The organism is Parashewanella sp. 2304DJ23-3 (assembly GCF_056591695.1).
Genome location: NZ_JBWQOH010000004.1, coordinates 12,209 through 37,406 on the forward strand (window position 1 = coordinate 12,209; position 25,198 = coordinate 37,406).

At 39.7% G+C, this 25,198-nt stretch carries 22 protein-coding genes; 6 read left to right on the top strand and 16 right to left on the bottom strand.

The genetic code is table 11. From position 1 onward, the window contains the following. Positions 1-8: 8 nt before the first annotated feature. The 4 genes from cydX to dapE form a co-directional block, all read right to left on the bottom strand. Positions 9-122, bottom strand: a complete 114-nt coding sequence (gene cydX / locus AC1EU2_RS09975; RefSeq protein WP_480298140.1) for a cytochrome bd-I oxidase subunit CydX — start codon at positions 120-122, stop codon at positions 9-11. Positions 123-135: 13 nt separating this feature from the next. Beyond that, on the bottom strand, positions 136-1,275 hold the full coding sequence (gene cydB / locus AC1EU2_RS09980; protein WP_480298141.1) for a cytochrome d ubiquinol oxidase subunit II: 1,140 nt from the start codon (positions 1,273-1,275) through the stop codon (positions 136-138). After that, on the bottom strand, positions 1,268-2,866 hold the full coding sequence (locus AC1EU2_RS09985; protein ID WP_480298142.1) for a cytochrome ubiquinol oxidase subunit I: 1,599 nt from the start codon (positions 2,864-2,866) through the stop codon (positions 1,268-1,270). The genes cydB and AC1EU2_RS09985 overlap by 8 nt, the downstream gene beginning before the upstream one ends. A 304-nt stretch (positions 2,867-3,170) precedes the next feature. Then, positions 3,171-4,382 carry a succinyl-diaminopimelate desuccinylase gene (gene dapE, locus AC1EU2_RS09990; protein ID WP_480298143.1) on the bottom strand — a complete coding sequence of 404 codons (1,212 nt, stop codon included), beginning with the start codon at positions 4,380-4,382 and terminating at the stop codon, positions 3,171-3,173. 138 nt (positions 4,383-4,520) lie between these two features. Here dapE and AC1EU2_RS09995 point away from each other — a divergent pair, with 138 nt between their 5' ends. Both AC1EU2_RS09995 and AC1EU2_RS10000 read left to right on the top strand, forming a co-directional pair. Beyond that, complete coding sequence (locus AC1EU2_RS09995; RefSeq protein ID WP_480298144.1) at positions 4,521-4,925, top strand: CBS domain-containing protein; 405 nt, start codon at positions 4,521-4,523, stop codon at positions 4,923-4,925. A 119-nt stretch (positions 4,926-5,044) separates the two neighbouring features. Next, positions 5,045-5,425 carry a PilZ domain-containing protein gene (locus AC1EU2_RS10000; protein WP_480298145.1) on the top strand — a complete coding sequence of 127 codons (381 nt, stop codon included), beginning with the start codon at positions 5,045-5,047 and terminating at the stop codon, positions 5,423-5,425. A gap of 12 nt (positions 5,426-5,437) precedes the next feature. Here the strand turns inward: AC1EU2_RS10000 and radA are convergent, their stop codons facing one another. Further along, the gene (gene radA, locus AC1EU2_RS10005; RefSeq protein ID WP_480298146.1) at positions 5,438-6,802 is read right to left on the bottom strand and encodes a DNA repair protein RadA; all 1,365 of its coding nucleotides are present in this window, start codon (positions 6,800-6,802) and stop codon (positions 5,438-5,440) included. Positions 6,803-7,009: 207 nt separating this feature from the next. Between radA and AC1EU2_RS10010 the strand changes: the two genes are divergently transcribed. Beyond that, a complete protein-coding gene (locus AC1EU2_RS10010; protein WP_480298147.1) occupies positions 7,010-9,373 on the top strand; it encodes a PilZ domain-containing protein in 2,364 nt (787 codons plus the stop codon). Positions 9,374-9,574: 201 nt separating this feature from the next. Next, positions 9,575-9,838, top strand: coding sequence for a hypothetical protein (locus AC1EU2_RS10015; protein WP_480298148.1), 264 nt, complete (start codon positions 9,575-9,577; stop codon positions 9,836-9,838). A 53-nt stretch (positions 9,839-9,891) separates the two neighbouring features. Here AC1EU2_RS10015 and serB read toward each other — a convergent pair whose 3' ends face one another. Then, complete coding sequence (serB, locus tag AC1EU2_RS10020) at positions 9,892-10,860, bottom strand: phosphoserine phosphatase SerB (RefSeq protein WP_480298149.1); 969 nt, start codon at positions 10,858-10,860, stop codon at positions 9,892-9,894. A gap of 42 nt (positions 10,861-10,902) precedes the next feature. On the opposite strand from serB, the gene AC1EU2_RS10025 reads away from it, so the two are divergent. After that, positions 10,903-11,499: an AhpA/YtjB family protein gene (locus AC1EU2_RS10025; RefSeq protein WP_480298150.1), complete on the top strand. Its 597-nt coding sequence runs from the start codon at positions 10,903-10,905 to the stop codon at positions 11,497-11,499. A 73-nt stretch (positions 11,500-11,572) separates the two neighbouring features. Then, the gene (locus AC1EU2_RS10030; protein ID WP_480298151.1) at positions 11,573-12,661 is read left to right on the top strand and encodes a TonB family protein; all 1,089 of its coding nucleotides are present in this window, start codon (positions 11,573-11,575) and stop codon (positions 12,659-12,661) included. Between the two features lie 53 nt (positions 12,662-12,714). Here AC1EU2_RS10030 and deoD read toward each other — a convergent pair whose 3' ends face one another. From deoD to prfC, 10 genes are all read right to left on the bottom strand, one after another. Continuing rightward, entirely contained in the window at positions 12,715-13,425 is a 711-nt protein-coding gene (gene deoD / locus AC1EU2_RS10035; RefSeq protein WP_480298152.1) for a purine-nucleoside phosphorylase, read from the bottom strand. A gap of 148 nt (positions 13,426-13,573) precedes the next feature. Next, the gene (locus tag AC1EU2_RS10040; RefSeq protein WP_480298153.1) at positions 13,574-14,788 is read right to left on the bottom strand and encodes a phosphopentomutase; all 1,215 of its coding nucleotides are present in this window, start codon (positions 14,786-14,788) and stop codon (positions 13,574-13,576) included. Positions 14,789-14,798: 10 nt separating this feature from the next. Next, positions 14,799-16,130, bottom strand: coding sequence for a thymidine phosphorylase (deoA, locus tag AC1EU2_RS10045; RefSeq protein WP_480298390.1), 1,332 nt, complete (start codon positions 16,128-16,130; stop codon positions 14,799-14,801). Between the two features lie 217 nt (positions 16,131-16,347). Then, complete coding sequence (gene deoC, locus AC1EU2_RS10050) at positions 16,348-17,124, bottom strand: deoxyribose-phosphate aldolase (protein WP_480298154.1); 777 nt, start codon at positions 17,122-17,124, stop codon at positions 16,348-16,350. Positions 17,125-17,520: 396 nt separating this feature from the next. Beyond that, entirely contained in the window at positions 17,521-18,381 is an 861-nt protein-coding gene (locus AC1EU2_RS10055) for a nucleoside-specific channel-forming Tsx family protein (RefSeq protein ID WP_480298155.1), read from the bottom strand. 315 nt (positions 18,382-18,696) lie between these two features. After that, positions 18,697-19,959 carry a NupC/NupG family nucleoside CNT transporter gene (locus AC1EU2_RS10060; RefSeq protein ID WP_480298156.1) on the bottom strand — a complete coding sequence of 421 codons (1,263 nt, stop codon included), beginning with the start codon at positions 19,957-19,959 and terminating at the stop codon, positions 18,697-18,699. A 177-nt stretch (positions 19,960-20,136) separates the two neighbouring features. Then, entirely contained in the window at positions 20,137-20,901 is a 765-nt protein-coding gene (locus AC1EU2_RS10065) for a TatD family hydrolase (protein ID WP_480298391.1), read from the bottom strand. Continuing rightward, positions 20,898-22,274, bottom strand: coding sequence for a sodium:solute symporter family protein (locus tag AC1EU2_RS10070; protein WP_480298157.1), 1,377 nt, complete (start codon positions 22,272-22,274; stop codon positions 20,898-20,900). The genes AC1EU2_RS10065 and AC1EU2_RS10070 overlap by 4 nt, the downstream gene beginning before the upstream one ends. A gap of 71 nt (positions 22,275-22,345) precedes the next feature. Beyond that, a complete protein-coding gene (locus AC1EU2_RS10075) occupies positions 22,346-23,452 on the bottom strand; it encodes an acyltransferase family protein (protein ID WP_480298158.1) in 1,107 nt (368 codons plus the stop codon). A gap of 90 nt (positions 23,453-23,542) precedes the next feature. Beyond that, complete coding sequence (prfC, locus tag AC1EU2_RS10080; protein WP_480298159.1) at positions 23,543-25,129, bottom strand: peptide chain release factor 3; 1,587 nt, start codon at positions 25,127-25,129, stop codon at positions 23,543-23,545. Between the last annotated feature and the right edge of the window lie 69 nt (positions 25,130-25,198).

Genomic DNA, 25,198 nt, shown 5'->3' on the forward strand with positions numbered 1-25,198 from the left:
TACTTTAATTAATCATCGTCCGTTTCTCTATCCATATTTTCAGTATTCTCAAGCCATAAGGCATTGATGATACCGAAAGCACAAGCGAGTAAAACGCCTAATATCCAAGTGAAATACCACATACCTATGCTCTCCTTAATAGAGTGAAGTCGATTTTTCTTCAATGTCCTTACGACCAATGCGCCCAAACATCTTGATGTACGTCCAGACGGTGTAGCACACTACGATTGGAACGAGCACACTCGCAGCAAACGTCATGATACCTAAGGTCATTTTGCTGGCCGTAGCATCCCAAATTGTTAAGCTGTAGTTCGGTTGTAAAGATGATGGCATCACAAATGGGAACATTGCGCTACCGCAAGTCAATATTACCATTGCAATCGCTAATGAACTGAACAAGAAAGCCCAGCCAGACCGATTTATGCGACTCATCAATATAACCAAAACAGGCATTACAAGCCCCAGAATTGGAAACAGTTTCGTAATTGGATACAACTCGTAATTATGTAGCCAAGCTCCAGCTTGAATTGCAACTTGCTTAACTCTTGGATCAGACACTCCATCCGTTGAAAGCTTAGAAGTAATCACATAACCATCAAGTCCATTTATGACCCAATATCCAGCGATTGCAAAACAGACGATTAATACCATCGCACTTACTTGGGATGCAGTTACAGCCTTACTTCTTAACATCCCCTCGGTCTTCATTTGCAGCCATGAAGCCCCTTGCATCATAAACATAGACACACAAACAATACCAGCTAACAGTCCAAACGAATTAAGCAGTTGCCAAAATCTACCGTGATAAGTTGCACGTAAAAACTCATCAAAAGTGAATGGAACACCTTGCAGTAAGTTACCAAATGCTACGCCGATGATGAGTGGTGGCACAAAGCCACCGACAAACAATGCCCAGTCCCAAGCACTACGCCATTTAGGGTCTTCAATTTTAGAACGATAATCAAACCCTACCGGACGAAGATATAAAGCAAACAGCACCAACATCATAGCAATGTAAAAGCCCGAAAAGGCTACTGCATAGACCATCGGCCATGCAGCAAATAATGCCCCAGCTCCTGTAATCAGCCATACTTGATTACCGTCCCAGTGCGGAGCCACAGTATTGATCATTACTCGCCGTTCGACATCGTCCCTTCCTATAATAGGGAGAAGCGCACCGACCCCCATATCGAAGCCATCAGTTATCGCAAATCCAATGAACAGCACACCGATCAGTACCCACCAGATTAGCCTTAACATTTCATAATCAAACATGTGGATGCTCCTGCGCTTTTTTATTATAACTCAGCGTATTTTGTTCATCTTCAAAATGATATCGACCGGTTTTTAAACTGCTCGGCCCAATTTTTATGTACTTCCTCATTAAGAAAACTTCAATGATCAGCAACACAGTATAAAACAGCGTAATCGTTGCAATACTGAACCAAATATCACCTGGGTTTAATGATGACGCAGACATGTGCGTCGGAAGGATCCCTGAAATTGTCCATGGTTGCCTACCATATTCAGCCACAAACCAACCAGCTTCAATGGCCAGCCACGGTAGAGGCAAACTGTATAAAGCGGCCTTCAACACCCATTTTTTCTCAGCGATTTTATGTTTTGTGCTTTGCCAGAATGCCGCAGAAAATACGATGAGCATAATGACACCAAATGCGACCATTATTCTGAATGACCAGAATATCGGTGCCACATGAGGAATACTATCCTTCGTGGCCGCCATTATCTGTTCTTCTGTTGCATCCGTAACTTTATTAGTAAAACGTTTTAACAATAACCCATAGCCTAAGTCGCCCTTAAATTCATTAAAGGCTTTTATGTTTTCAGGTGACTTATCCCCAGCCCTAAGCTTCTCAAGTAAGGCATACGCTTTCATACCTCGGCGAATTCGAGCCTCATGCTCTTTCATTAAATCCTTGAGCCCAGTGACTTCTTGGCTGAAGCTACGCGTTGCAATAATCCCCATTAAGTAAGGAATTTTGACGGCAAAATGCGTTTCTTCGGCTTGCTGATCGGGAATACCAACAACCGTGAATGCTGCTGGAGGAGTATCCGTATGCCATTCGGCTTCAATCGCAGCCAGCTTAACTCGCTGAACTTCACCCACTTCATAGCCCGACTCATCACCGAGAACCATAACCGACAAAATGGATGCCATGCCAAAACTCGCAGCAATTGCAAATGAACGCCTTGCAAAAGGTAAATCGCGTTTTTTGAGAATGTAATACGAGCTAATAGCGAGAACAAACATAGCACCAGTGACATAACCTGCTGCAACGGTGTGAACAAATTTCACTTGAGCAACTGGATTAAATATTACCTGTGCAAAGTTCGTCATCTCCATTCGCATCGTTTCAAAATTAAATACGCTCCCGACAGGATTTTGCATCCAGCCGTTTGCGATTAAAATCCAAAGTGCAGATAGATTAGTACCTAATGCCATTAACCAAGTCGCAGCAAGATGTTGTCTTTTCGAGAGGCGATCCCAACCGAAGAAAAACATACCCACAAAGGTCGATTCCAAGAAGAATGCCATCAAACCTTCGAGTGCCAAAGGAGCACCAAAAATATCGCCAACATAGTGCGAGTAGTATGACCAATTGGTCCCGAACTGGAACTCCATGGCAATACCGGTTGTTACACCTAATGCGAAATTAATACCGAATAACTTCCCCCAAAATTTCGTCATGTCTCGATATATCTTTTTATCTGTCATGACATAGAGAGATTCCATGATGGCAAGGATAAAAGACAAACCTAAGGTCAACGGAACAAAGAGAAAATGGTACATAGCAGTCAATGCAAACTGCAAACGGGATAACTCAACAACTTCATCAAGGATCATTTACGACTCCTGCGTTACTAGAGCTTTATAGTCAAATGTTGATAACTATTTGTTATTTAAGACTAGAGATAGTATTGCCAATTGAACAATGATAGCCAATATACTCCTGATCTAACGATAAAAAAACCGACAATACAGACGTAATCATTCAGCTCATTCAACTAAAAAACCTATAATTACCAGTACTTTCATCTAGTGAAGCATAACTCATTACGAAAGGGTCACTAAACTTGTTCACTTTGTTCAATTAACAATACACTTTTTAATCCCACTAAAAAAATGTGTTAATTAGACATTACAAAGATTAAAAGCTTAATAGAATGCGTTTGTAAATGTCATACAATTTAATGATTTCGTGAATTGAGATTCTTTCATTGACTTGATGAATCGTTTTATTGGGTAAGCCCAGCTCAAGCACTTGAGTGTTTTCACTCGATAAGAAGCGGCCATCGGAAGTTCCACCAGAAGTAGAAAGCCGAGGAAAAATTCCAGAAACTTGATGAATTGCAGTTTCAGCTACAGAGATCAAACTGTCCTCTTCCACATTGTTGGTAAAGTAAGGTACACAGTGTCGATCCCAATCAATTTGTAAGCTATCTATAGTAGATTTAGAAATGGGCAAAGATTCTATCTTTTTCTTAACCGTACGCTGAATATCTTCTAACTCATATCGATGGCTGTAACGGATATTGAAACAGATTTCGCACTTTCCCGGCACGATGTTATCAGTGAACTCACCGGAATTTATGTATGTAACCTGCAATGACGTCCCCGGAAAGTCTTCACTTCCCTGATCCCAATCAATGTGCTCTAAAGCATAAATAATTTCAGACGCTAGATGGATAGCATTACGACTCACTCCTGCATAAGCGACATGCCCTTGTTTACCCATCACTTCTAACTTGCCTGAAATAGAACCACGACGCCCAACCTTAATCACATCCCCCGTCTGAACATCACTGGTAGGTTCGCCAACTAGGCAGTAGTCCGGTAACTCCCCTCTTTCAGTGAGTGTTTCAACAATGGTCTTCGTACCGAACTCTGCTTCGCCTTCTTCATCACTGGTCAACAATACTTGCCACTGCATTTTAGGTTGATGCCCTTGGCTTATAACGTCTTCCATTGCTGCGATCATTGCCGCTAAAGCGGTTTTCATATCAACAGCACCGCGCCCAACCAACTTGTCATCAATGATGGACGCACTGAAAGGATCGACTTGCCAAAGTTCTAATTGATTCGTTGGCACCACATCAGTGTGGCCTGCAAATGCAAATGTTTTATTTGAATCTCTTTTCCCCTTACTGGCAATAAGATTAGTTACACCATTATTTTGGTAATGCTCAATGTGAAAACCAATCGCTTGTAGTTTTTCTGCTATCCAACGCTGACAACCGTCGTCATTTGGCGTTATTGAGCGCTTTTTTATGAGAAATCGAGAATACTCGATTGCGGTATGAAGATTCTGTTCAGGCTCTGGACTTTCTGACAATGTCGATAAAGGCGTTTTTACAGGCACTGCGACGCTCCATTGAAGATAACCATATAATTAAAACAGCAGTTTTTGACAGTTAAATGACATAAACGAATACGAGATAAAGCTCATGATATTAAAACCTTAGCCGATATATAAATATATGCCACGCAAGGAGTATGTATGAGACAAGTAAAAGAAATCATGCAGTCTAGAGTTGCAACGATTGATCTATACGATCGGTTATCGGTAGCTAAAGAGATATTTGATCAAGCACCTTTTCATCACTTGCCTGTCTTAGAAGAAAACGAACTTGTTGGCGTGATATCTAAACACGATGTTTATAGAGCACTAAGCCCTCACCTAGATTCACTTTCTGAGTCGATTAAAGATTTGAATACTTTGAAACAGAGGGTTCACCAGGTTATGAACAAACATCCAATTTGCATTGATGAATGCACATTAATAAATCATGCATCAAAAACTATGCTACTGCACAACATAGGTTGTCTACCTGTTACTGAAAAAGGGAAACTGTCAGGGATTATTACTTGGAAAGATCTGTTAAGTTACTATTCCAATCATTAATTTAATTGAATGCCGATTAATTTCGTCATGCTTTTTAAAATCATCTATCCTTATAACTATTCGCTATATTTTCTACCCATAACTCGGTAAAGTATTAGTATGATGTAGGGAGATACTTGATGAACGACAGACGTAAATTTTCTAGGGTACTGTTTAATGCTCAAGCAAAAATTGTTCAACTTCCAAAGCTGTGGAAGACGCAAGTTTTAGACATCAGCTTAAATGGCGCATTAATACAACTTCCTAAAAGTTTTGAAATTAATGATTCTTCATACACATTAACACTATCGTTAATGGACTCAAATGTAGAAATTTCAATGCAAACTCAAGTTGTATACAGTGGTAATAACAACATTGGCTTATGTTGTGTTGATATTGACGTCGATAGTATGGGTCATCTTAAGAGACTTATAGAGCTCAACAGTGGTAGCTCAGACTTACTTCATCGAGAACTACCACAGTTTATTCGTGAACATGCCAAATTAGCCTATGCTTGCTAACTTTTCCTACATTTAGAGTGCATCTAAGGCTTCATGTAACTTGTTCACACCAATAATCTCCACGCCTTGAATGCCACTTTTGGGTACATTAGCCTTTGGAACGATCGCTTTTTTAAAGCCGTGTTTTGCTGCTTCAATCAATCTTTCTTGACCGTTGGGTACAGGACGAATTTCGCCAGACAGTCCCACTTCGCCAAATGCCACCATGTCACTTTGTAATATATTTCCTCTAAAACTGGAAACCATCGCTAAAAGCAAGGTTAAATCAGCACTCGTTTCACTGACTTTCACCCCACCGACTACGTTTACAAACACATCTTGGTCAGACATTTGTAGGCCACCATGCCTGTGCATCACTGCAAGCAACATAGCAAGACGATTTGCATCCATGCCAACTGCCACACGTCTCGGATGAGACATTGTTGAACTATCAACAAGCACTTGTAGTTCTACTAGCAATGGGCGTGTACCTTCCCAAACCACCATAACCAATGAACCAGATGACTCCCCTTCCCCGCGAGATAAGAAAATGGCAGATGGATTAGCGACTTCTTTTAATCCTCGTTCTGTCATCGCAAAAACGCCAAGCTCATTAATTGCACCAAAGCGGTTTTTGTGTGATCGAAGTGTTCGATAACGGCTGTCGCTGTCACCTTCGAACATTACGGAACAATCGATACAATGTTCAAGCACTTTAGGACCAGCAAGACTACCATCTTTAGTTACATGGCCAACCATGATTACTGCAATGCCTTCTTGCTTTGCAAAACGTGTAAGGTATGACGCAGATTCACGGACTTGTGACACACTGCCCGGTGATGATTGAACATCAGCCATATGCATGACTTGAATCGAGTCCACCACAATTAATTTTGGCTTTTCTTTTATTGCGATATCACAAATACGTTCAACACTCGTTTCCGACAGCATTCTCAGCTTATCGGTTGGCAATCCAAGCCTATGGGCACGCATAGCCACTTGTTGCAAAGACTCTTCGCCAGTCACATAAAGTGCTGGCATTGTTTGAGCAAGTTGACACAACGTCTGCAACAATAAAGTACTTTTACCTGCACCAGGATGACCACCAATCAGAATTGCCGATCCCGGCACAATTCCGCCGCCCAATACTCGATCAAACTCAGTAAATGAACTTGAGATTCTCGGAAGCTCATTTAAATCAATTTGATTTAATGTTTGTACTTCACTTGGACCAGCACCTGCATAGCCAGAAAACGTGCTCGATGTCGTTGGCTTTACCGACCCTAAGCGAACTTCAGTAATCGTGTTCCACTCTTTACATGCAGTACACTGCCCTTGCCAACGAGGAAAGTCTTGTCCACATTCATTACAAACAAATGCTGTTTTATTTTTTGCCATAAACTTTGAGTATTTTCTCTACTTAATGTCGGTTAAACTACCAGCTATATATGGTTAACATTTTATTAACTGGCATTAGTTTTGCTTTATTTTACCTATCTAAATCAAGATATGCTTTAGATTTCAGTGCTAGACTGAAAAATGTAACAAACTTAATAGCTAAGCCTATCAGGCTGACATCAATTTATCACGACAAAGAATCGACACATGAGTTTTGAAGAAGTAAAAAGTGCATTAATCGAACAGCTCAAACCATTATTAATGGAACCTGACTTTTCTGATATGTTCGATAAACTCACTGCGTCTGAAACAAGCACTAATCGCTTTTTATTAAAAATGGAACTCAATCGACTAGCAGGACATTGCAGTCGCATTATCGATTTACGTGATAAAACAGAATTAACGTGTGAAGCCGTCGAGTTTAATCAACAGACTCACATGTTAGATGAACCTGCAAAACAGAGTTTTTTTGCTGCACTTGTCCGTTATCAACAACAATACACCGTTGGTGTTTACGAAGAAGTGATACAAGAACATCGAAGTAGACTGCTCTCTCTTAAGCAAGACGCTCAAAAAGTTTCTGATGATAGTTTTATTGTGCCTGGCGTTGTACTTGGTACTTACTTCAATCGCTGTGAAGAGCGAATGAATTACAGCATCCAAATAACGGCTTCTCAGTCGGGCAGAACAGAAGCTAAAGGAACAACGATAGACTTATCTGTTGGCGGCGCAAGAATCAAAGTTTCTGCCAAACATAGCCTTGATATAGACCAACCTATTCTATTGAAATTGCATGAGCTGAATGAAGAGTATTATTACGAAGATCTCCATCAAGGTATTGAATACGAAATCGTTGATTCTACATTAGATGGTGAACACGCCATCTTTAGGCTAAAGCGAATTAATGGTTCGGATGATCTGGTTAAAATTCTGACCAACTTGATACGAGGTTATAAGTTCCGCTACAAAGTTGATGTCAATGAAGTCTATACAAACACACTTGGTTTAGGGTATGAACGTCATTATTTACCGCATTATCGGAATTTACCGCTTTTCTTAAATTCAACTAAAAAAGTAATAAGCCATTGTTTACTTAGTGCTGAAAACCAAGGATTGAAAAGCTTTTTTAACGATGAAAGGGACATTTGCCAATTACCTCAAACGCTATCTTCAACTCGATTAAGTCAACTCCAAGCTGATCCAAACAATTTTGAGCATAACTTACTTTTTTGCTTCACCCATAGTGTGCGAGAAACACTTTACTTTTATAGCGCAACACTCGCAGAGTTAATGAGCTCTAACTTCACCGAACTGTTTTTTAAATTTGGTGCGAATAAAACCAGCTTTAAAATTTTCCGATTGAAACTTGAAAGTATTGATCATGATCAAACCTACAAAACAGCTGTATTACCCGGCGATGATAGCCACTACTCACCTTTAGTAGAGCAACAGCTTTCCCAGTTTAGTCATGTCATTAATCTTGTCGACTTAACCAGTGATGTGGCACTTGAGACATTAAGAAACGTACGAAGCCAAGCTAGCCCCAATGAACTCAAGGTTTTTGCTCAAGCAAAAGAGGCAAAAAATAAAGTAAAAAGTATTTCATTGAACTTTACAGAACGACGACAGGAGCCTAGGTACTCATTTAAGACTCAAGTCGATATTATTCAAGGTGATAAAAGTGTTTCCGGTATCACTGGTGATATATCAACGAAAGGGCTTCAAGTCATTTTTACTGAACCTTGTGGTTTGGACGAAAACCAACCGATAAAGATTGCACTTCCTAAGTTACAGACGCTTGCCGGTAAAGCCCAGCTTGTTGAGCTCCCATATCGAATCGTTAAAAAAAGAAAGAGTGGTAAACAATTACACCTTGCCGCAAATATCGGTCATGAGCCACACGTAGGTGTAGAGTTTCTCAATCGCCTGATTATTCATAACCAAGAAAAGCTCAAACAACTCTCTGACAGTGATGATAATGTTAAAGAGTTGTCTGACGGCATGAAAAACTTACTGATGCGTAAGTTACCTTCTACACCTTTTTTTATCGAAAAAACTAAAAAATCAGCCAAACTCTCCGCCGTTGGTATCTCCACGCAGAATAATGAGATCACAGATTTGTTCTCCAGCGGAGTAGCGAATGGAATGGAATACAACTTGGCACCAATATTCGAACAAGGTTTATTTAAACCCACAATTTTAAATGCGCTTCGCAAAATGAAATCAACCAATGAGATGGTTTCTGTAGACTTGTTCTTACGTTTAACCAACCAATCTCGCGGGCAATTTCAATTGCACTGCATTAGAGCCGACCAATTCAAAACAAATCAACAGAAAAAACGCTTTATTGAACAGAGCAAAGATACTGGACGTTTTATTGCACTCAGAGTCTTTTATGGCGTTACAGGAAAACCTGATAATCGCTATATTGCTCAAGAGCGTGATTACATTGCTGTCCATGCTGCACATAAAGCCAAAATTTTAGATGAAAAACTCTGGAATACCATTGGTGTTGGTGACATTCTCGACATCACCTCTGAAGCTAAATTATTAGCTCAATATGTACCCTAGATTAAATTAAGTTTACATTCCTACCTATATATCATTGAAGGATATAAAATACTGTCTATATATAAGGTAAATCTCGAAATTAATTTTTATTTATATAGAATTAATGTTGAGTCATATTCGAGCTAACATATCTCTGATGAGTCGATGAGCATCGGATTCATGCCCCAAAGGAGTGGTTTCATTGGTTATAGGGGGTGCATCATGGTTTCAATAACACGCATCATGTTTACATCATCAGAACCCATTATTGAAGTGGGTTCAAAAAGAGGTAGAAATTCAGCTTTAAAGTTAATGATCTCCGGTAAATCTTATCGTATTTTCGACGATGAAGAAGAGGAGGAAAAAGAAAATCAAGATGAGTATTCTAGAGAGTTTTTTGATTTTCATTCAATGGCTGGCTACTTTCCACCGATAAAGCGCCGAAAGAAAAATAAACCTAACTTTACGGTAAAAATGGGCGCATAACACAGATTAGGGCCGTACTTATCATAAGTACGGCTGTTTTATTTCTCTTAGTCTTACTTAACCTCAACCAAATACAATAAAACACCCAACCCTAGATGGTTAATTTGAAAAGTTGAGTTTTCATTAACTAACTTCTTCGCATGAAATGCGACACCAACCCTAGCCCTTTTAAGCATAGGAATATCATTCGCGCCATCACCAATTGCCACAGTTTGTTGATCACTAATATTGGACTCGCTGGATATTTGTGTGATCACTTCAGCCTTAAAGTTTGCATCGACAACTTTACCTAACACTTTCCCCGTCAATACTTCACTCTCGACTTCTAGGTGGTTTGCATATGCTGCACTGAGGTTTAACTGAGTTTTCAATGCGTTGACAAAAGGGGTAAAACCACCAGATGCTAGTGCAATTTTCCAGTTGTGGCTTTTAAGTTCATAACACATTGAAGTCAGCCCTTCAGTCAAGGGTAACTCGGAGAGTAAATCGTCAACAACTGAAAATGAAGTGCCTTTTAATTTGCTAACCCTTTCCCTTAAACTTTCTTCAAAATCAAGTTCACCAGCCATTGCTCTCTCAGTGACCTCTGATACAGCTTCACCTACACCTGCCATTTTCGCAAGCTCATCAATACATTCAATCTGAATAGCGGTTGAATCCATATCCATAACCAATACACCAGGTGAGTTAAGTTGTGGTAATGGTTCATTAACTTCAAACACTTCTATTCCAGTGTTTAATCGTAATGAATTTAATCTTTCGGCAGTAACCTCTTGAGTTAAACAAATTTCAACACCGTTTAATGCTTGATCACGCTTTAATGAACAAACCTGAAAATCAACTCCAAGTGACTCCAGCCAGAGCTCAATAACATCATCAAGTTGATTATCCTTCCAAACAAGGCGTAGTATCTTAGTTGATGACAAGGGAGCCTGTCCTTCTTGATAGCGAGTGACCTGGTTTGTTAATCCCAAAAATTGACTCTCTACAGAGTTTTTTAACCAGTTAAACAATGCGCTCATACTATCAACTACTCCAACTTTTTATTATTAATGAGGTGTTTAGTGTTACATCTTAAAAAACTAAAAAAAAGTCATAAATTCAGTTTGCTTATCCAATTTGCAATTGCTTTAGCGCTCATCGTACTTACCATTCAACTTTGGCAAGCGAACTTTTTACAATCTGAATCTTTACTAGAAAAACAAGCTAACAAAATGTCATATCTTCTCTTAGACAATGTGACTTACGCAGCCAGTTCTGCATTACAAAACCAAGAAACATCTCAACTGCAATGGTTAGTGGAAAGTGTAACCCAAGATCCTAGAGTCATTTCAGCAGCGATTTATGATGCTAAAGGCCGTAGAGAGGCATTTGCACAAAGTGATCACCATGCAATTAAAGATAGTAAGGTGAATCAGGTAAATCTGTCCGCATTTTCACCATACATCAAAAAAGTAATATTGAATAAAAAAAGCATCGGTTATGTAGAACTACGCTTTAATGAATCATCCTTTTTAGCCGTGTTAAGAAATGACATAAAACACAACGCTGAGCAACAACAATTACTGCTGCTAATCTCGGTGATCATTGGAATGTTATTGAGCCGTTCACTATCAATAAAAAGGGCGAACTTTCTTCGCATAACAAAAAGGCTTAAATGACAGTAGTGTTATCACTAAATATTCTTTAACATTCGTTCACATTTGGATAGCATATTCAAAAAAAGGACTTATCATGTTAAAAAATATTTCAATCCCCTTGCTCGTCGGCGTCATTAGCTTTTCCCCCATTACTCAAGCAGAAAATTTTTCAGATGCTTACAAGGCCTACCAACAAGCGTTAGGCGGAGAAGATAAGCAACTTATTGTTGATACTGCAAAATCTGCCTATCAGCTTGGACTGCAAAAATATTCTGAGAATAGTCATAACATTGCTGCATTATTACTTAATTACGGTTCTGCAGTTCAAAATCACATTGATGAACAGAATGTACAGAAAGATCAGCACGCCAAAGCTTATAAGCTGTACCAAAAAGCATTGCGCATTTATGTATCTCAGGACTCAGAATTTAAAAATGACATCATTGATGCTCAACTCAAACTCGCAGAAACAGCGAAAAATAAATCTATTGCCTATCAACATATTGAAGATGCGATAGATATCGCTGATAACTCAGAGTTATTAGAGGCAAAGGTAAAACTAGAAGCCTTTAGAATGCTATCGTCAAAGTATTACAGCAAAAAGTTGGGACGTTTTGCCAAAGAAGCCCTCGAAATCTATAAAGAAAAATTACCTGAAAACTCAATGGAAAGAGTAAGAGCTAGCTTCAATGTTGCAAGGATTTACGAAGCAGAAAAAAAACATTCTAAAGCTGCAGCGTTATTTGAAGAAGTGGTAAAACAAATGGACGTTTTAGATTATAGCCATCCATATAAATTAGCTTCTCATGCTCGTCTTGTTCCTATATATGAAAAACAAGGCAAGAGTACAAAGTCGACTGCACATTGTGTCGCCATTGGCAAAATGAAGCCTTGGGATGATAATGTGCAACAGCAAATACCATTATATCGCTCTGCAAATCACTATCCATCTTGGGCTGCTAAAAAAGGTAAAACTGGCTATGTCACATTAGAGTTTGTCGTAAATAAAAGCGGCTTTGTTGAAGATATTGAAATTTTAGACAGCGAGGGCGGTAAAAGTTTTGAAAGGGCATCAATTAAAACCCTCAAAGACTGGCGTTACGCCCCTAAGTTTGTAAACGGGGAAGTCGTTGAAGCAAAGACGAAAATTAGACTAGATTACACACTAAAGAAATCGATCTAGACCTATAAAAAAAGCCGCAAAAGCGGCTTTTTTTTATGAAGCAACAGTGTAAATTATAGGTTTACAACAGCTTCTAGAGTCATTTCAATCATTTCGTTGAACGTGCTTTGACGTTCATCAGATGATGTCGCTTCACCAGTACGAATGTGATCAGATACAGTTACAACACAAAGTGCATTTGCACCGTATTCAGCAGCTACACCGTAAAGACCAGCCGCTTCCATCTCAACACCTAAGATACCCATTTTTTCCATGGTATCGAACATTTCAGGCTGTGGCGTATAGAAAAGATCTGCAGAGAAAACATTACCAACACGGTGCTTAATGTTCTTCTCATCAGCAGCTTTAACCACGGCAGAAAGTAGACCGTAGTCAGCAATAGCTGCGAAATCTTGGCCACCAAAGCGTAAACGGTTTACTTGTGAGTCAGTACAAGCACCCATACCGATAATTACGTCACGAACTTTAACGTCAAGGCTGATTGCGCCACAAGAACCTACACGGATTAAGTTTTTAACACCGTAGTCTTTTACTAGTTCAGTTGCGTAGATTGAGCAAGAAGGAATGCCCATACCTGAACCCATAACAGAAACGCGAGTACCTTTATAAGTACCAGTGAAACCTAGCATGTTACGAACGTCAGTAACTTGCTCAACGTTCTCTAAGAAAGTTTCTGCAATGTACTTAGCGCGTAGTGGATCACCTGGAAAAAGTACTGTTTCAGCGAATGCACCGTCAGCAGCATTAATGTGTGGTGTTGCCATCGATATAACCCCTATGTTTTAAGGTCTATGCCTTATGTTAATTTGGTGGGTAAGTTACCCATTTTATTCGTGTTCGTCACTATAAAAGCTGTCCGATATGTGTTGATTGGACAGCTTATGAGCATGATATTTCAGGCTCATTAAATATTTATAAAAATGACTGGCCGTATTCCATTGGCTCTAATTTGTAATAACTTGCAATTGACTGTCCCATGTCAGCAAACGTGTCACGTCCGCCTAGAGATTTAGCGCCTAAACCAGCGCCATACGCCAATACTGGAACATGCTCACGAGTATGATCTGTACCCGGCCATGTTGGATCACAGCCATGGTCAGCAGTAAGCAATAAAAAGTCATCATCATCAAGAATTTCAAGCAACTCTGGCAGACGAGCGTCGAAATACTCAAGACCTCTGGCATAACCAGCAACATCACGACGATGACCATAGTGAGAGTCAAAGTCTACGAAGTTGGTAAATACAATCGTGTTATCGCCAGCTTGTTTAACTTGCTCAAGTGTTGCATCAAACAAAGCTTCAAGGCCATTGCCTTTTACTTTTTTAGTGATACCGCAATGTGCGTAAATATCAGCAATCTTACCGACACTTACAACTTCACCACCATTTTCAGCATGCTTTTGCAGTACTGTTTTCGCTGGCGGCTCAAGCGAGAAGTCACGACGGTTACCTGTTCGTGCAAATTCTTTCGCATTCGGACCATTAAATGGACGAGCGATTACACGACCAATATTATATGGTTCTAGCTCTTCACGTGTGATTTCGCAAAGTTTGTACAGGTTTTCTAAGCCGAAAGTCTCTTCATGACAAGCGATTTGAAACACTGAGTCAGCAGAGGTATAGAAAATTGGCTTCCCTGAACTCATGTGCTCTTCGCCTAACTGCTCAAGAATGGTTGTTCCTGATGCATGGCAATTACCTAAGAAACCGTCTAAACCCGCACGTTCAAGAATTTTGTCCGTTAGCTCTTTAGGGAAAGAGTTATTTTGATCGCTGAAATAACCCCATTCAAATAGAACTGGCACACCTGCCATTTCCCAGTGACCACTTGGCGTATCTTTACCAGAGCTGATTTCAGCTGCGTAACCATACGAACCAATCAGATCAACATTGTCGTCAAACCCCATAGGGAAAGCGCCTGTACTTTCTTTAGCAGCATGACCTAGGCCTAATTTTGCAAGGTTTGGCAGTTTAAGCTCACCTTCACGGTCGATATTAGCTTTACCTTCTGCACACGCTTTAGCAATATGACCAAATGTATTTGAACCTACATCGCCAAAGGCTTCAGCGTCACCTGCTGCACCGATTCCAAAAGAATCTAGCATTAAAATAACTGTACGTTTCATAAATCTTTCCTTACAGATCTTCAGCGCGAATCGCTTTGTAAATCTCAACTTGTTTCTCTGGCTGAGTATCACTTAATTGAATTGCGCCTTTCACTGCTGCAGCTGCTTCTTCAAATGCAGCCTCTGACTGAGCATGTACCACAGCAAGTGGCTTGTCAGTATTAATTTCATCACCTAACGCACAAACGTTAGTTAAACCTACACTGTAATCAAGTGCATCACCTGGCTTGCGACGACCGCCACCTAATGTAACAACAGCAAGACCCAGTTCACGAGTATCCATACTGTGTGCAAAACCTGATTTATCTGCAAATACAGGTCGAACAATAGAAGCTTCAGGCAAATACTTATCATAGGCTTCAACAAAATCAGTTGGACCACCTAGACCAGATACCATCTTACCAAATAATTCAGCCGCTCGGCCGTTGTCTAGTACTGTGTTCAGTTTATTTCTAGCTTCAGTTTCATTTGCCGCAATACCACCAAGCATCAACATTTCTTGGCAAAGACCCATAGTCACTTCATAAAGACGAGGGTTACGATATTTACCTGTCAAGAAATCAACCGCTTCTCTAACTTCAACAGCATTACCAGCACACGATGCCAAAACTTGGTTCATGTCAGTAAGTAATGCTGTGGTTTTAGTACCAGCACCATTTGCAACGGCAGTAATACTACGAGCTAGCTCTTCAGATGCTTCATAAGTTGGCATGAATGCACCACTACCGACTTTCACGTCCATCGCTAATGCGTCAAGACCACACGCTAATTTCTTAGAAAGAATTGACGCTGTAATCAAAGAAATTGATTCAACAGTTGCGGTGTTGTCACGGATTGAATAGAAGCGCTTATCCGCTGGCACTAAATCACCAGTTTGACCAATAATTGCCACACCCGCTTCTTTAACCACTTTACGGAATAAGTCACTGTCTGGCTCAGTTTGATAACCTGGAATTGCATCAAACTTATCTAATGTACCGCCTGTATGACCTAAACCACGTCCAGAAATCATTGGTACATAACCGCCACAAGCTGCTGCCATTGGGCCAAGCATCAAGCTGATAACGTCACCAACACCACCGGTGCTGTGTTTATCAACTACAGGTCCATCAAAATTCATTGAATCCCAATTTAATACCATACCTGAGTCACGCATCGCCGTCGTAATTGCAACGCGCTCATCCATGTTCATGTCATTAAAATACACCGCCATACCAAAAGCAGCAATTTGACCTTCTGAAACATTATTGTTGGTAATACCATCAACAAAAAATTGGATTTCTTCTTTAGATAGCGCTTGACCGTTACGCTTTTTACGAATGATTTCTTGAGCAAGAAACATGGTGTAGCCTCCAGAATGTAACCGAGAATTCATCATCCCGGCTTACACCTTTGCAAGATTTAAAAACAAAACTGTAGTAATTTTACGTACATATTATCGAAGTTTTGCGGTGACCAAAGGGAGTTTGATCACACTTTTCTTGTTATAAATCTGAACTCTGGTTAAGGATGTTCAATAATTTGATCAATCAATCATTTCACACCCTAAGAGTCGACTTTTAGTAACCTTGGTTTGGTTTAGGAGCGTCAGCTAACTCTAAAGTATGAAGTAAAGCATTCAATAAACTCGAAGCACCAAAACGGAATGTGCGTGGAGTCGCCCAGTCAGCACCTAATAATTTTTCAGCAACGCCTAAGAATTCTGCAGTTTGAGCAGCATCACGAACGCCACCAGCTGGCTTGAAACCTACTTTCGTATTTTTCTCTTTAATCACAGTCATCATAATTTCTGCAGCTTCTAGCGTTGCATTAACAGGTACTTTACCTGTTGAAGTTTTGATGAAATCAGCACCTGCATCGATTGATAACTCAGAAGCTTTACGAATAAGAGCAGGATCTTTCAAAACGCCAGACTCAATGATCACTTTTAAAAGTACGTCTGCTTCAGCACAAGCTTCTTTACACGCTTTTACAAGCTCAAAACCTACTTCTTCATTACCAGCCATTAGCGCACGGTATGGGAAAACAACATCAACTTCATCAGCACCGTATGCGATTGCAGCACGCGTTTCAGTTACTGCGATTTCGATATCATCATTACCATGTGGGAAGTTAGTTACTGTTGCGATTTGAACATCTTCAGCGCCTAGTGCCTTTAATGTTTTACGTGCAACAGGAATAAAACGAGGATAAATGCAGATAGCTGCAGTTTTACCAGCTGGAGTCAATGCTTTATGGCATAGATCAATTACTTTTTGATCCGTATCGTCGTCATTAAGCGTAGTAAGATCCATTAATGAAATGCCGCGTTGAGCCGCTTGTTTTAAATCAGTCATTTGCTTTCTCCAACAAAATAAAATTAGAAATCGGAATAGCAGATCCCTATTTGGCAATTTTGATTTGTTTTAGCCATTGGCTAGATCTGCTGCATCAACAATGAAATCGTTAATGCTTAAAAAAGTATTCAATGTCATGAGCTAAAAGCTCAAAAAATTATCTTTCGATAATGCCACGACTTGAATCCTTGAAGACCGGAAGAGAGGAGCGCTTTTCAGGAAACTGAAGAGAAAGGTTGTCCACTTTTCCGCGAAAAATCCATTTTAGCGCAAGAAAAAATCAGTATTTGAAGTTATTTTTTATAAAACTAAATTCGAATAATGACTTGTATTTATTATTTAATTTACAAAATAAAGGAGCCGCAAATTGCGACTCCATTCACAAACAAGTTAAATTTAGAACTTGTAAGTAGCAGCGAAGTAATGAGAGATACCAGTTGTTCTTAGAGCAACAATACCTGCATTATTTTCTAGAGTGTATACGTCTTTATAACCTTTTAGACCATAACCTAGAGAATAACGGTTTGAGTGCCAGTATAGACCTAAGAAACCTGCACCACCTGAGCTAACTTTAGGTACAAATTCGTTACCTTTGTCGCTAGCACCGAATTGATAATCGACGTAGCCTTGGAAAGATAAGAAGCTCTTGTTATCGAAGAAGTAGAAAGGCTTGAACCAGTTTGCAGAGAACTGATAACCATTCCATTCTTTAGTGTTGATGTCGTAGTTAGCATAAAGGTTCATGCCAGTTTTACCTAACCAAGGTACTTCAACATCTGCGCCTAAACCCCAGAAAGACTGGTTAACATCACCGGCACCACCAGCTTGAGTGTCAATTGCACCACCGCCGATGTTTAATAAAGTAGAGAAGTAAACTTCTTTAACTGGACCGAAAGATAAATCTTTACCAGTGATTGCATCTAAAGAGAAACGTGGTGCAAACTTAAGGAACATTTTGCTTGAACCAGTGCCTTTGTCAGAATCACTTGTGCTACGGTTTGTTAAGTTGAATACGTCTAAGTAACCATAGTAATCAACAACACCAGCACGACCACCAAACTCAAGTTCTAGGTAGTTATGAGTATCGCCACCTTTTTGATCTTTAGATGTTGGTTTTTCACCAATTGAATACATTAAGTTAGCTTGCATCCACTTGTAATCGCCAGCATGTACGTCAGTACGGTCAGCAGCAAATGCGTTACCAGAGATTGCAGCTACTGCAGTTGCAGCTAAAGCAAAGTTTTTAACATTTTTCATCATCAACCCCATTTATTTTAGGTTCCTGCCATCGAGGGCAGCGTCTTTTTTTATGGTGTGTGCATTTTACTTTTATTGGCTAGAAGCACAATAGGTTAGCGTAAAAATACAAACTTTAAATTCTTAAATGTGAACAAAATCGCAAATTTGTTTTTATTGAGTTATCAACTTTTTAAAGCTTTATTATTCAGCTTTAGGTTTAGTCGTTGACGTTCTAAGGTCTAACTCAATGAAACAATGAAATATGGTCGTTAACAGGCTTAAAACTACTTACTTTATAAAAAAGGCAGCGATGCTATCGCTGCCTCAATCTCATTACAGTGCTAAGAATAGACCTGCAAGAGTCGCACTCATTAAGTTCGCTAGAGAACCAGCGATTACAGCGCGTAGACCAAGCTTAGCTAGGTCATGACGACGGCTAGGAGCCATAGCACCTAAACCACCTAGTAGAATCGCAATTGAAGATAAGTTAGCGAAACCACATAGTGCAAACGAGATGATTGCTTTAGTACGTCCAGTCATAGCAACACCAGTTTCAGCTACAGCTTTGAAGCCTTCAGCTGCTGGGTCTAGCATGTATGGAGCAAAGTTTAAGTAAGCAACAAATTCGTTAACAACAATCTTTTGACCGATGAATGAACCAGCAACAAGAGCTTCGTTCCAAGGTACACCGATTAAGAATGCTAATGGCATGAACAAGTAACCTAGGATAAGTTCAAGGCTAAGACCTTCAACACCTACGAAACCACCGATGCCACCGATGATGCCGTTGATCATTGCGATTAGACCAACGAATGCTAGAAGCATTGCACCAACGTTAAGTGCTAAATGCATACCTGATGAAGCACCAGCTGCTGCTGCATCTAATACGTTAGCAGGCTTGTCTGGATCTTCAGGAAGATCAGATGTGTCATCTTTAACTTCTTCAGTTTCAGGGTGCATCAGTTTAGCCATTAATAGACCACCTGGTGCTGCCATGAATGAAGCGGCAACTAGATATTCAATTGGTACACCCATTTGAGCGTAACCAGCTAGAACAGAACCAGCGATTGAAGCAAGACCACCAACCATGATTGCAAATAGCTCAGACTGAGACATAGTTGCAATGAATGGACGAACGATCAACGGTGCTTCAGTTTGACCTACGAAAATGTTCGCAGTTGCTGACATAGATTCTGTACGGCTAGTACCTAGTGCTTTTTGTAGACCACCACCGATGATGCGGATAACCCACTGCATGATGCCTAGGTAATATAGAACAGCAATCAATGAAGAGAAGAATACGATTACTGGCAGTACGTTGATTGCAAAGATGAAACCAACTTTAAAGTTTGCTAAGTCACCGAAAAGGAAACTGATACCGCTTTGAGAGAAACCGATAACGCTTGAAACGCCATCAGAAACTGTTTTAAGAACATCTTTACCAAAAGGCACGTAAAGTACGAAACCACCGAACAGTGCTTGAATTGCTAAAGCACCACCAACTGTACGGAAGTTGATCGCTTTCTTATTGTTGGATAGCGCAAATGCTATACCAAGTAGAACAACGATACCTACCAAGCTCATTAGAATATTCATTAACCATCACCCTAATTGTTAACGTTTTATAATTTTGTTGTTAACCAACCCATTTCGGGGTGAGATTATACCTGAGCTATTTTGAAAAATCGTTGCCTTGATCAAGTTTTTGGAATTAAGTATCAATAAGTTAACGACACCGCAACCCGTTAACCACAACTGTTTCGAAGAGAACCCTTAAATGTCAACAACTTGAGAAACAGATGCCGCTAATTGTTCTCGAATGAGAACGAATGGTTTTGCATGCAAAACCGCTATTTTTGTGACAATTTCATTAATGAGAAGTGGCGTATTGCGACTTTGGTCACGATTTTTTGGTAACATTGAGGGGGAATCTGTCTCAACCACAAACGAACTAATCGGTAGGTTTTGAACCGTTTTATGAAGCTTTTTCGCATCACTATTTAATATTAAGCCGCCGATCCCTAGCTTAAATCCAAGTTTTACGTATTGCTTCGCAACTTCAACAGAGCCATAAAAACCATGGATTATGCCGCCTTTAGGTAATTTATATTTTGCTAATAACGTTAATACTTCTCCATGCGCTCTTACTGAGTGAACAATCAATGGCATTTGATAATCTACGGCAAGTTGAAGTTGAGCTTCAAAGGCTGATATTTGTTGCGCCCAGTTATTAGACTTAATTTTATCGAGACCACACTCCCCTATTGCGACAATGTGATCGCTTTCTAAATGCTGATCGATGGTTTTTTTTAATTCGACGAGTTCTTGTTCGAATGTTTCCGTGACATACCAAGGATGAATCCCCAATGCGAAAGGACACTGATACTTTTTTGCAATAGAAAGTTGTTTTTGCCAATGAGCCGATGAAACACCTGGAATAAGTACAGTTGAAATACCATTAAGTTTCATCTGCTCAAAAAGCGCATCTCTATCGAGATCAAATTCGGGGAAGTCAATATGAGCATGGGAGTCGATCAACACGTTTTTCTTTCCTTAGATTTTAATATCCAAAATGTAATTAAACTGCCAAGAACACCTAAAACATTCGGACTCATTAAGCTGTTATGTGAAGCAAGTACTGAGGTCATAACCGTAGCTATTACACCAACGCCAGCACATACAAAAAAGCCTTTCATGGATACAGGCCTTCCATAAATCGCTGCCACAAGCTGAACGAGTATCACGGGAGCCCACACACTGTAACTATAAATCAGTATATCAAGAATATTCTGTACACTCATAGCCATTATCACTGCGCCTATACCAAGGAAAATAGAAACTAAACGGACGATTCTGAGCTGTCTTTTTTTATTAAAATGATCGTACTCAATAATACTGGGTAATACATCGTGAGTGAAAGCAATTGCACCTGCATTTAAAAAGCTGGAAGCTGACGACATAATTACAGAAATTAAACCGGCGATTACAACTCCTTTTAAACCTACTGGAACAGCGTATTTAACGACATAAGGCATACTATCATTGGCCGCTAAATGCGGATTAAGTTGAAGTGCTACAAGCCCAATAAACCCGGCGATAATAAAAATGGGTACCGATAATATTGAAGCGACCACAGTTGCTGTTTTTGTTTCTTTGGTCGACTTAGCCATAAACAGTCTTTGCACATAGGGAGGCACTAAAACTTCGCCTACAAGAAACGTCATGAATAAACTAAAAAATGCCAATTGAGAATGTAGATGATTAAACGGGTTAAGTTTTTCTGGGGGGACATTGGCAATAAAGTGTTGCCATCCACCAAGATAAGAAACACCGCAAACTAAAATTAAAGGGATGCCTATCATGATGATCAAAAATTGGAAGGTATCTGTGTATATGACTCCTCGCATTCCACCTAAAGCGGAATAAAATATAATAATTCCAAAACCAATGAAAATTCCGATGTGCATTGGTATTTTAAAAAATAAACTGAACAGTACGCCTATAGCGCTAACTTGAGATCCCAATATTCCGATGCAAATGAGTAACGAAAAAATTCCGGTCATTAATTTTGCTTTGGCACCATAATGCCGTCCAATTATATCGCCAACAGAATGACAATCGCTGTACTGACTCATTTTGGGTGCAATAAGTAAACCGACAAGGAGTTCTTTTAATGAGAAACCGATAAGGCCGTAAGCATAGACCATCCCAATAGAATATGCTTTGGCTGAATTACCCATGATATAACCGCCCCCTAAAAATGAAGCGGTTAGGGAAGCACAGATGGCAAAACTGCCAAAAGAACGTTTCCAAACTGAATATTCAGTAAAATTAGTGATATTCCGACCACTATATACTCCTATAAGGATATTGATTACAAAGAAAATTACTACAATTGCAATATCCAGCATTACTTTGCCTTATTAAATTCCAATTAGATTCAAAGACTAACGGAATCATGCTGATCATTTGCTGACTGAATTTAACAATTAAAATAGTTAACTCTCATTTGCAAAAATGGTTTTTCAATCGTTGAATAGGTAATTGACGAAATAATGATAGTTAACGGCAAGGTTATCAGTAGAAACTGACCGACTTTTGCGTACTCAAGAGGTATGTGAGTGTATTGCTGTATTACTATATCGAAGTGCACTAGTGATACTAAATCACCAATAAATGAGTGCAATAGATATATTGAAAAACTCAATGTTCCTAAATAGCTTAAAACTTTAGAATAGCGAGACTGATCTGAAAACGAGCTGATATACAGTACAATACATCCGGCACATAACAGGCTACTCACAAGTGGAGATAACACTTGGCTAAAATCATCTAAATAGGCGATTAAAAAAGCCCACATGGCCAATACATAACAGGCAAAGAAAAACTGAACCCAAACGGGATGATCTTCTCTCGCTACAGCCAAACGCTTTGCTAAGAAAAAGTGATAGAAGTGACCAGCTATCATACCAACAATAAAGCAATCTAAATTACCGATAACCGAATAATTGAGTTTAATTGAAAGCATTTTGAATCCATACTCACCAAGCTTTAATTCAAAAAGACCAAACCTGAAAAAAATAATCAGAAAGAGCACTGACCATAAATACTTTATGCCGTTAGCTTTATAAAATTGAAAAAGAAATGGAAAAATTAAGTAAAAAACAAACTCAACGCCAATAGTCCACCAATTGAAAGATAAGTACTGATACCCCCAGTCACCGGCCCCCCAAGAGATTACTTTTGTCCCAGGAAAATTAAGGCTAAATAAGTTTAGATAGTCAATGAATGTGAAATCTTTAATTAACACCACTAATAAGAAGAACAAAAAGATGATCATTGGGTAGATTCTTAAGAATCGATTCAAAATGAATTTTTTATAGATTATTTTGTACTGCGAGTTTATGGCGATATTGAAAAATAAAAATCCGCTTAAAGTAAAAAATACAGTGACGCCAATGTCAAAATGAAGACGATGAAACAATCTGTGAAATTCACCATTAAAAATATGAAATATCACAATGAGCATGGCGGCAAAAAAACGAAGGTGGTCGAGTTGTGGAATATAGCGGGAATGATGACTTCTCAAATAATATCTCCCGTATGAGACGTTCTTTACATTGCACCAACAAAAAGGCCGCTTTTAGCGACCTTTTTATTTTAATAACGTTTATGAGTATTAGTGCTCTCGCGTCTTAGAGAACTTAATATCTGGATAGCGCTCCATAGACAAATTCAAATTTACCATAGTAGGTGCGATATACGTTAAGTTATCACCACCATCTAGCGCTAAATTCGAGCTGCACTTACGTCTAAACTCATCAAGTTTACGGTCATCATCAGAGTACACCCAACGAGCTGTCGCAACGCTGACAGCCTCATAAATGGCTTCAACATTGTATTCTGTTTTTAAACGACCAACAACAACCTCAAACTGGAGCACACCAACAGCGCCCACAATTAAATCATTGGAGTTTATAGGGCGAAATACCTGTACAGCGCCTTCTTCTGATAACTGTACAAGTCCTTTAAGTAACTGCTTTTGTTTCAGAGGATCGCGTAAACGAATGCGACGGAACAATTCAGGTGCAAAGTTGGGTACACCTGTAAATCGCATTAACTCACCCTGTGTAAACGTGTCACCAATTTTAATGGTACCGTGGTTGTGCAACCCAATAATATCACCTGGGTAAGCGGTTTCTGCACGCTCTCGGTCGCCGGCCATAAACGTCAATGCATCGCTGACGTTTATATCCTTGCCCAAACGCACATGCTTCATTTTCATACCTTGGCGGTACTCACCAGAACAAACACGCATAAACGCCACACGGTCACGATGTTTCGGGTCCATGTTCGCTTGGATTTTAAAAACAAAACCAGAAAACTTGTCTTCATTCGGCTCTACGACTCGCTCTTCCGTCTCACGAGAAAGCGGTGTCGGAGCCCACTCAACAACACCGTCAAGTACGTGATCAACACCAAAGTTACCTAATGCCGTACCAAAGAATACTGGCGTTAACTCACCTTTTAAAAACAGTTCCAGATCGAACTCATGTGAAGCACCTTGCACAAGCTCTAATTCTTCACGTAAATCTTCAGCATAAGAACCAATAGCTTCATCGAGTTCAGGATTATCAAGACCTTTAATTACCACAGAGTCTTGAATAGTATGACCTTGCCCTGTTTGATAAAGAATCGTCTCATCACGAAGCATGTGATACACACCTTTGAACTCTTTACCACAAGCAATTGGCCAAGTAATTGGCGCACAAGCGATTTTTAAGACCTCTTCAACTTCATCCATCAGTTCGATGGGATCACGGATATCACGGTCAAGCTTGTTCATGAAGGTAATGATTGGTGTATCACGTAAACGTGTTACTTCCATTAACTTAATGGTTCGCTGCTCTACACCTTTGGCCGAATCAATCACCATTAAGCAAGAGTCTACAGCCGTTAGAGTACGATACGTATCTTCTGAGAAGTCTTCGTGACCAGGAGTATCGAGTAGATTGACTAAAGCATTGTTATACGGAAATTGCATGACAGAAGTAGTAATCGAAATACCACGATCTTTTTCCATTTCCATCCAGTCAGACTTTGCATGTTGACCAGACTTCTTACCTTTTACCGTACCCGCTTTTTGCAGCGCTTGTCCGAAAAGTAATACTTTTTCAGTAATCGTAGTTTTACCCGCATCCGGGTGAGAGATAATGGCGAACGTGCGACGTTTCGACACTTCTTCAGGAATAACAGTGTTAGACATTGATTTTTTCTATCAAAAGGAAATATAAAATTGGCGCTATTTTCGCTGATCTGACGTGCAGATACAACG

What these genes read in the sequence shown, in the direction of transcription:
- cydX (WP_480298140.1), bottom strand. Translation starts at nt 122, where the DNA reads ATGTGGTATTTCACTTGGATATTAGGCGTTTTACTCGCTTGTGCTTTC.
- cydB (WP_480298141.1), bottom strand. Translation starts at nt 1,275, where the DNA reads ATGTTTGATTATGAAATGTTAAGGCTAATCTGGTGGGTACTGATCGGT.
- AC1EU2_RS09985 (WP_480298142.1), bottom strand. Translation starts at nt 2,866, where the DNA reads ATGATCCTTGATGAAGTTGTTGAGTTATCCCGTTTGCAGTTTGCATTG.
- AC1EU2_RS09995 (WP_480298144.1), top strand. Translation starts at nt 4,521, where the DNA reads ATGAGACAAGTAAAAGAAATCATGCAGTCTAGAGTTGCAACGATTGAT.
- AC1EU2_RS10000 (WP_480298145.1), top strand. Translation starts at nt 5,045, where the DNA reads ATGAACGACAGACGTAAATTTTCTAGGGTACTGTTTAATGCTCAAGCA.
- radA (WP_480298146.1), bottom strand. Translation starts at nt 6,802, where the DNA reads ATGGCAAAAAATAAAACAGCATTTGTTTGTAATGAATGTGGACAAGAC.
- AC1EU2_RS10010 (WP_480298147.1), top strand. Translation starts at nt 7,010, where the DNA reads ATGAGTTTTGAAGAAGTAAAAAGTGCATTAATCGAACAGCTCAAACCA.
- AC1EU2_RS10015 (WP_480298148.1), top strand. Translation starts at nt 9,575, where the DNA reads ATGGTTTCAATAACACGCATCATGTTTACATCATCAGAACCCATTATT.
- serB (WP_480298149.1), bottom strand. Translation starts at nt 10,860, where the DNA reads ATGAGCGCATTGTTTAACTGGTTAAAAAACTCTGTAGAGAGTCAATTT.
- AC1EU2_RS10030 (WP_480298151.1), top strand. Translation starts at nt 11,573, where the DNA reads ATGTTAAAAAATATTTCAATCCCCTTGCTCGTCGGCGTCATTAGCTTT.
- deoD (WP_480298152.1), bottom strand. Translation starts at nt 13,425, where the DNA reads ATGGCAACACCACACATTAATGCTGCTGACGGTGCATTCGCTGAAACA.
- AC1EU2_RS10040 (WP_480298153.1), bottom strand. Translation starts at nt 14,788, where the DNA reads ATGAAACGTACAGTTATTTTAATGCTAGATTCTTTTGGAATCGGTGCA.
- deoA (WP_480298390.1), bottom strand. Translation starts at nt 16,130, where the DNA reads ATGTTTCTTGCTCAAGAAATCATTCGTAAAAAGCGTAACGGTCAAGCG.
- deoC (WP_480298154.1), bottom strand. Translation starts at nt 17,124, where the DNA reads ATGACTGATTTAAAACAAGCGGCTCAACGCGGCATTTCATTAATGGAT.
- AC1EU2_RS10055 (WP_480298155.1), bottom strand. Translation starts at nt 18,381, where the DNA reads ATGAAAAATGTTAAAAACTTTGCTTTAGCTGCAACTGCAGTAGCTGCA.
- AC1EU2_RS10060 (WP_480298156.1), bottom strand. Translation starts at nt 19,959, where the DNA reads ATGAATATTCTAATGAGCTTGGTAGGTATCGTTGTTCTACTTGGTATA.
- AC1EU2_RS10070 (WP_480298157.1), bottom strand. Translation starts at nt 22,274, where the DNA reads ATGCTGGATATTGCAATTGTAGTAATTTTCTTTGTAATCAATATCCTT.
- prfC (WP_480298159.1), bottom strand. Translation starts at nt 25,129, where the DNA reads ATGTCTAACACTGTTATTCCTGAAGAAGTGTCGAAACGTCGCACGTTC.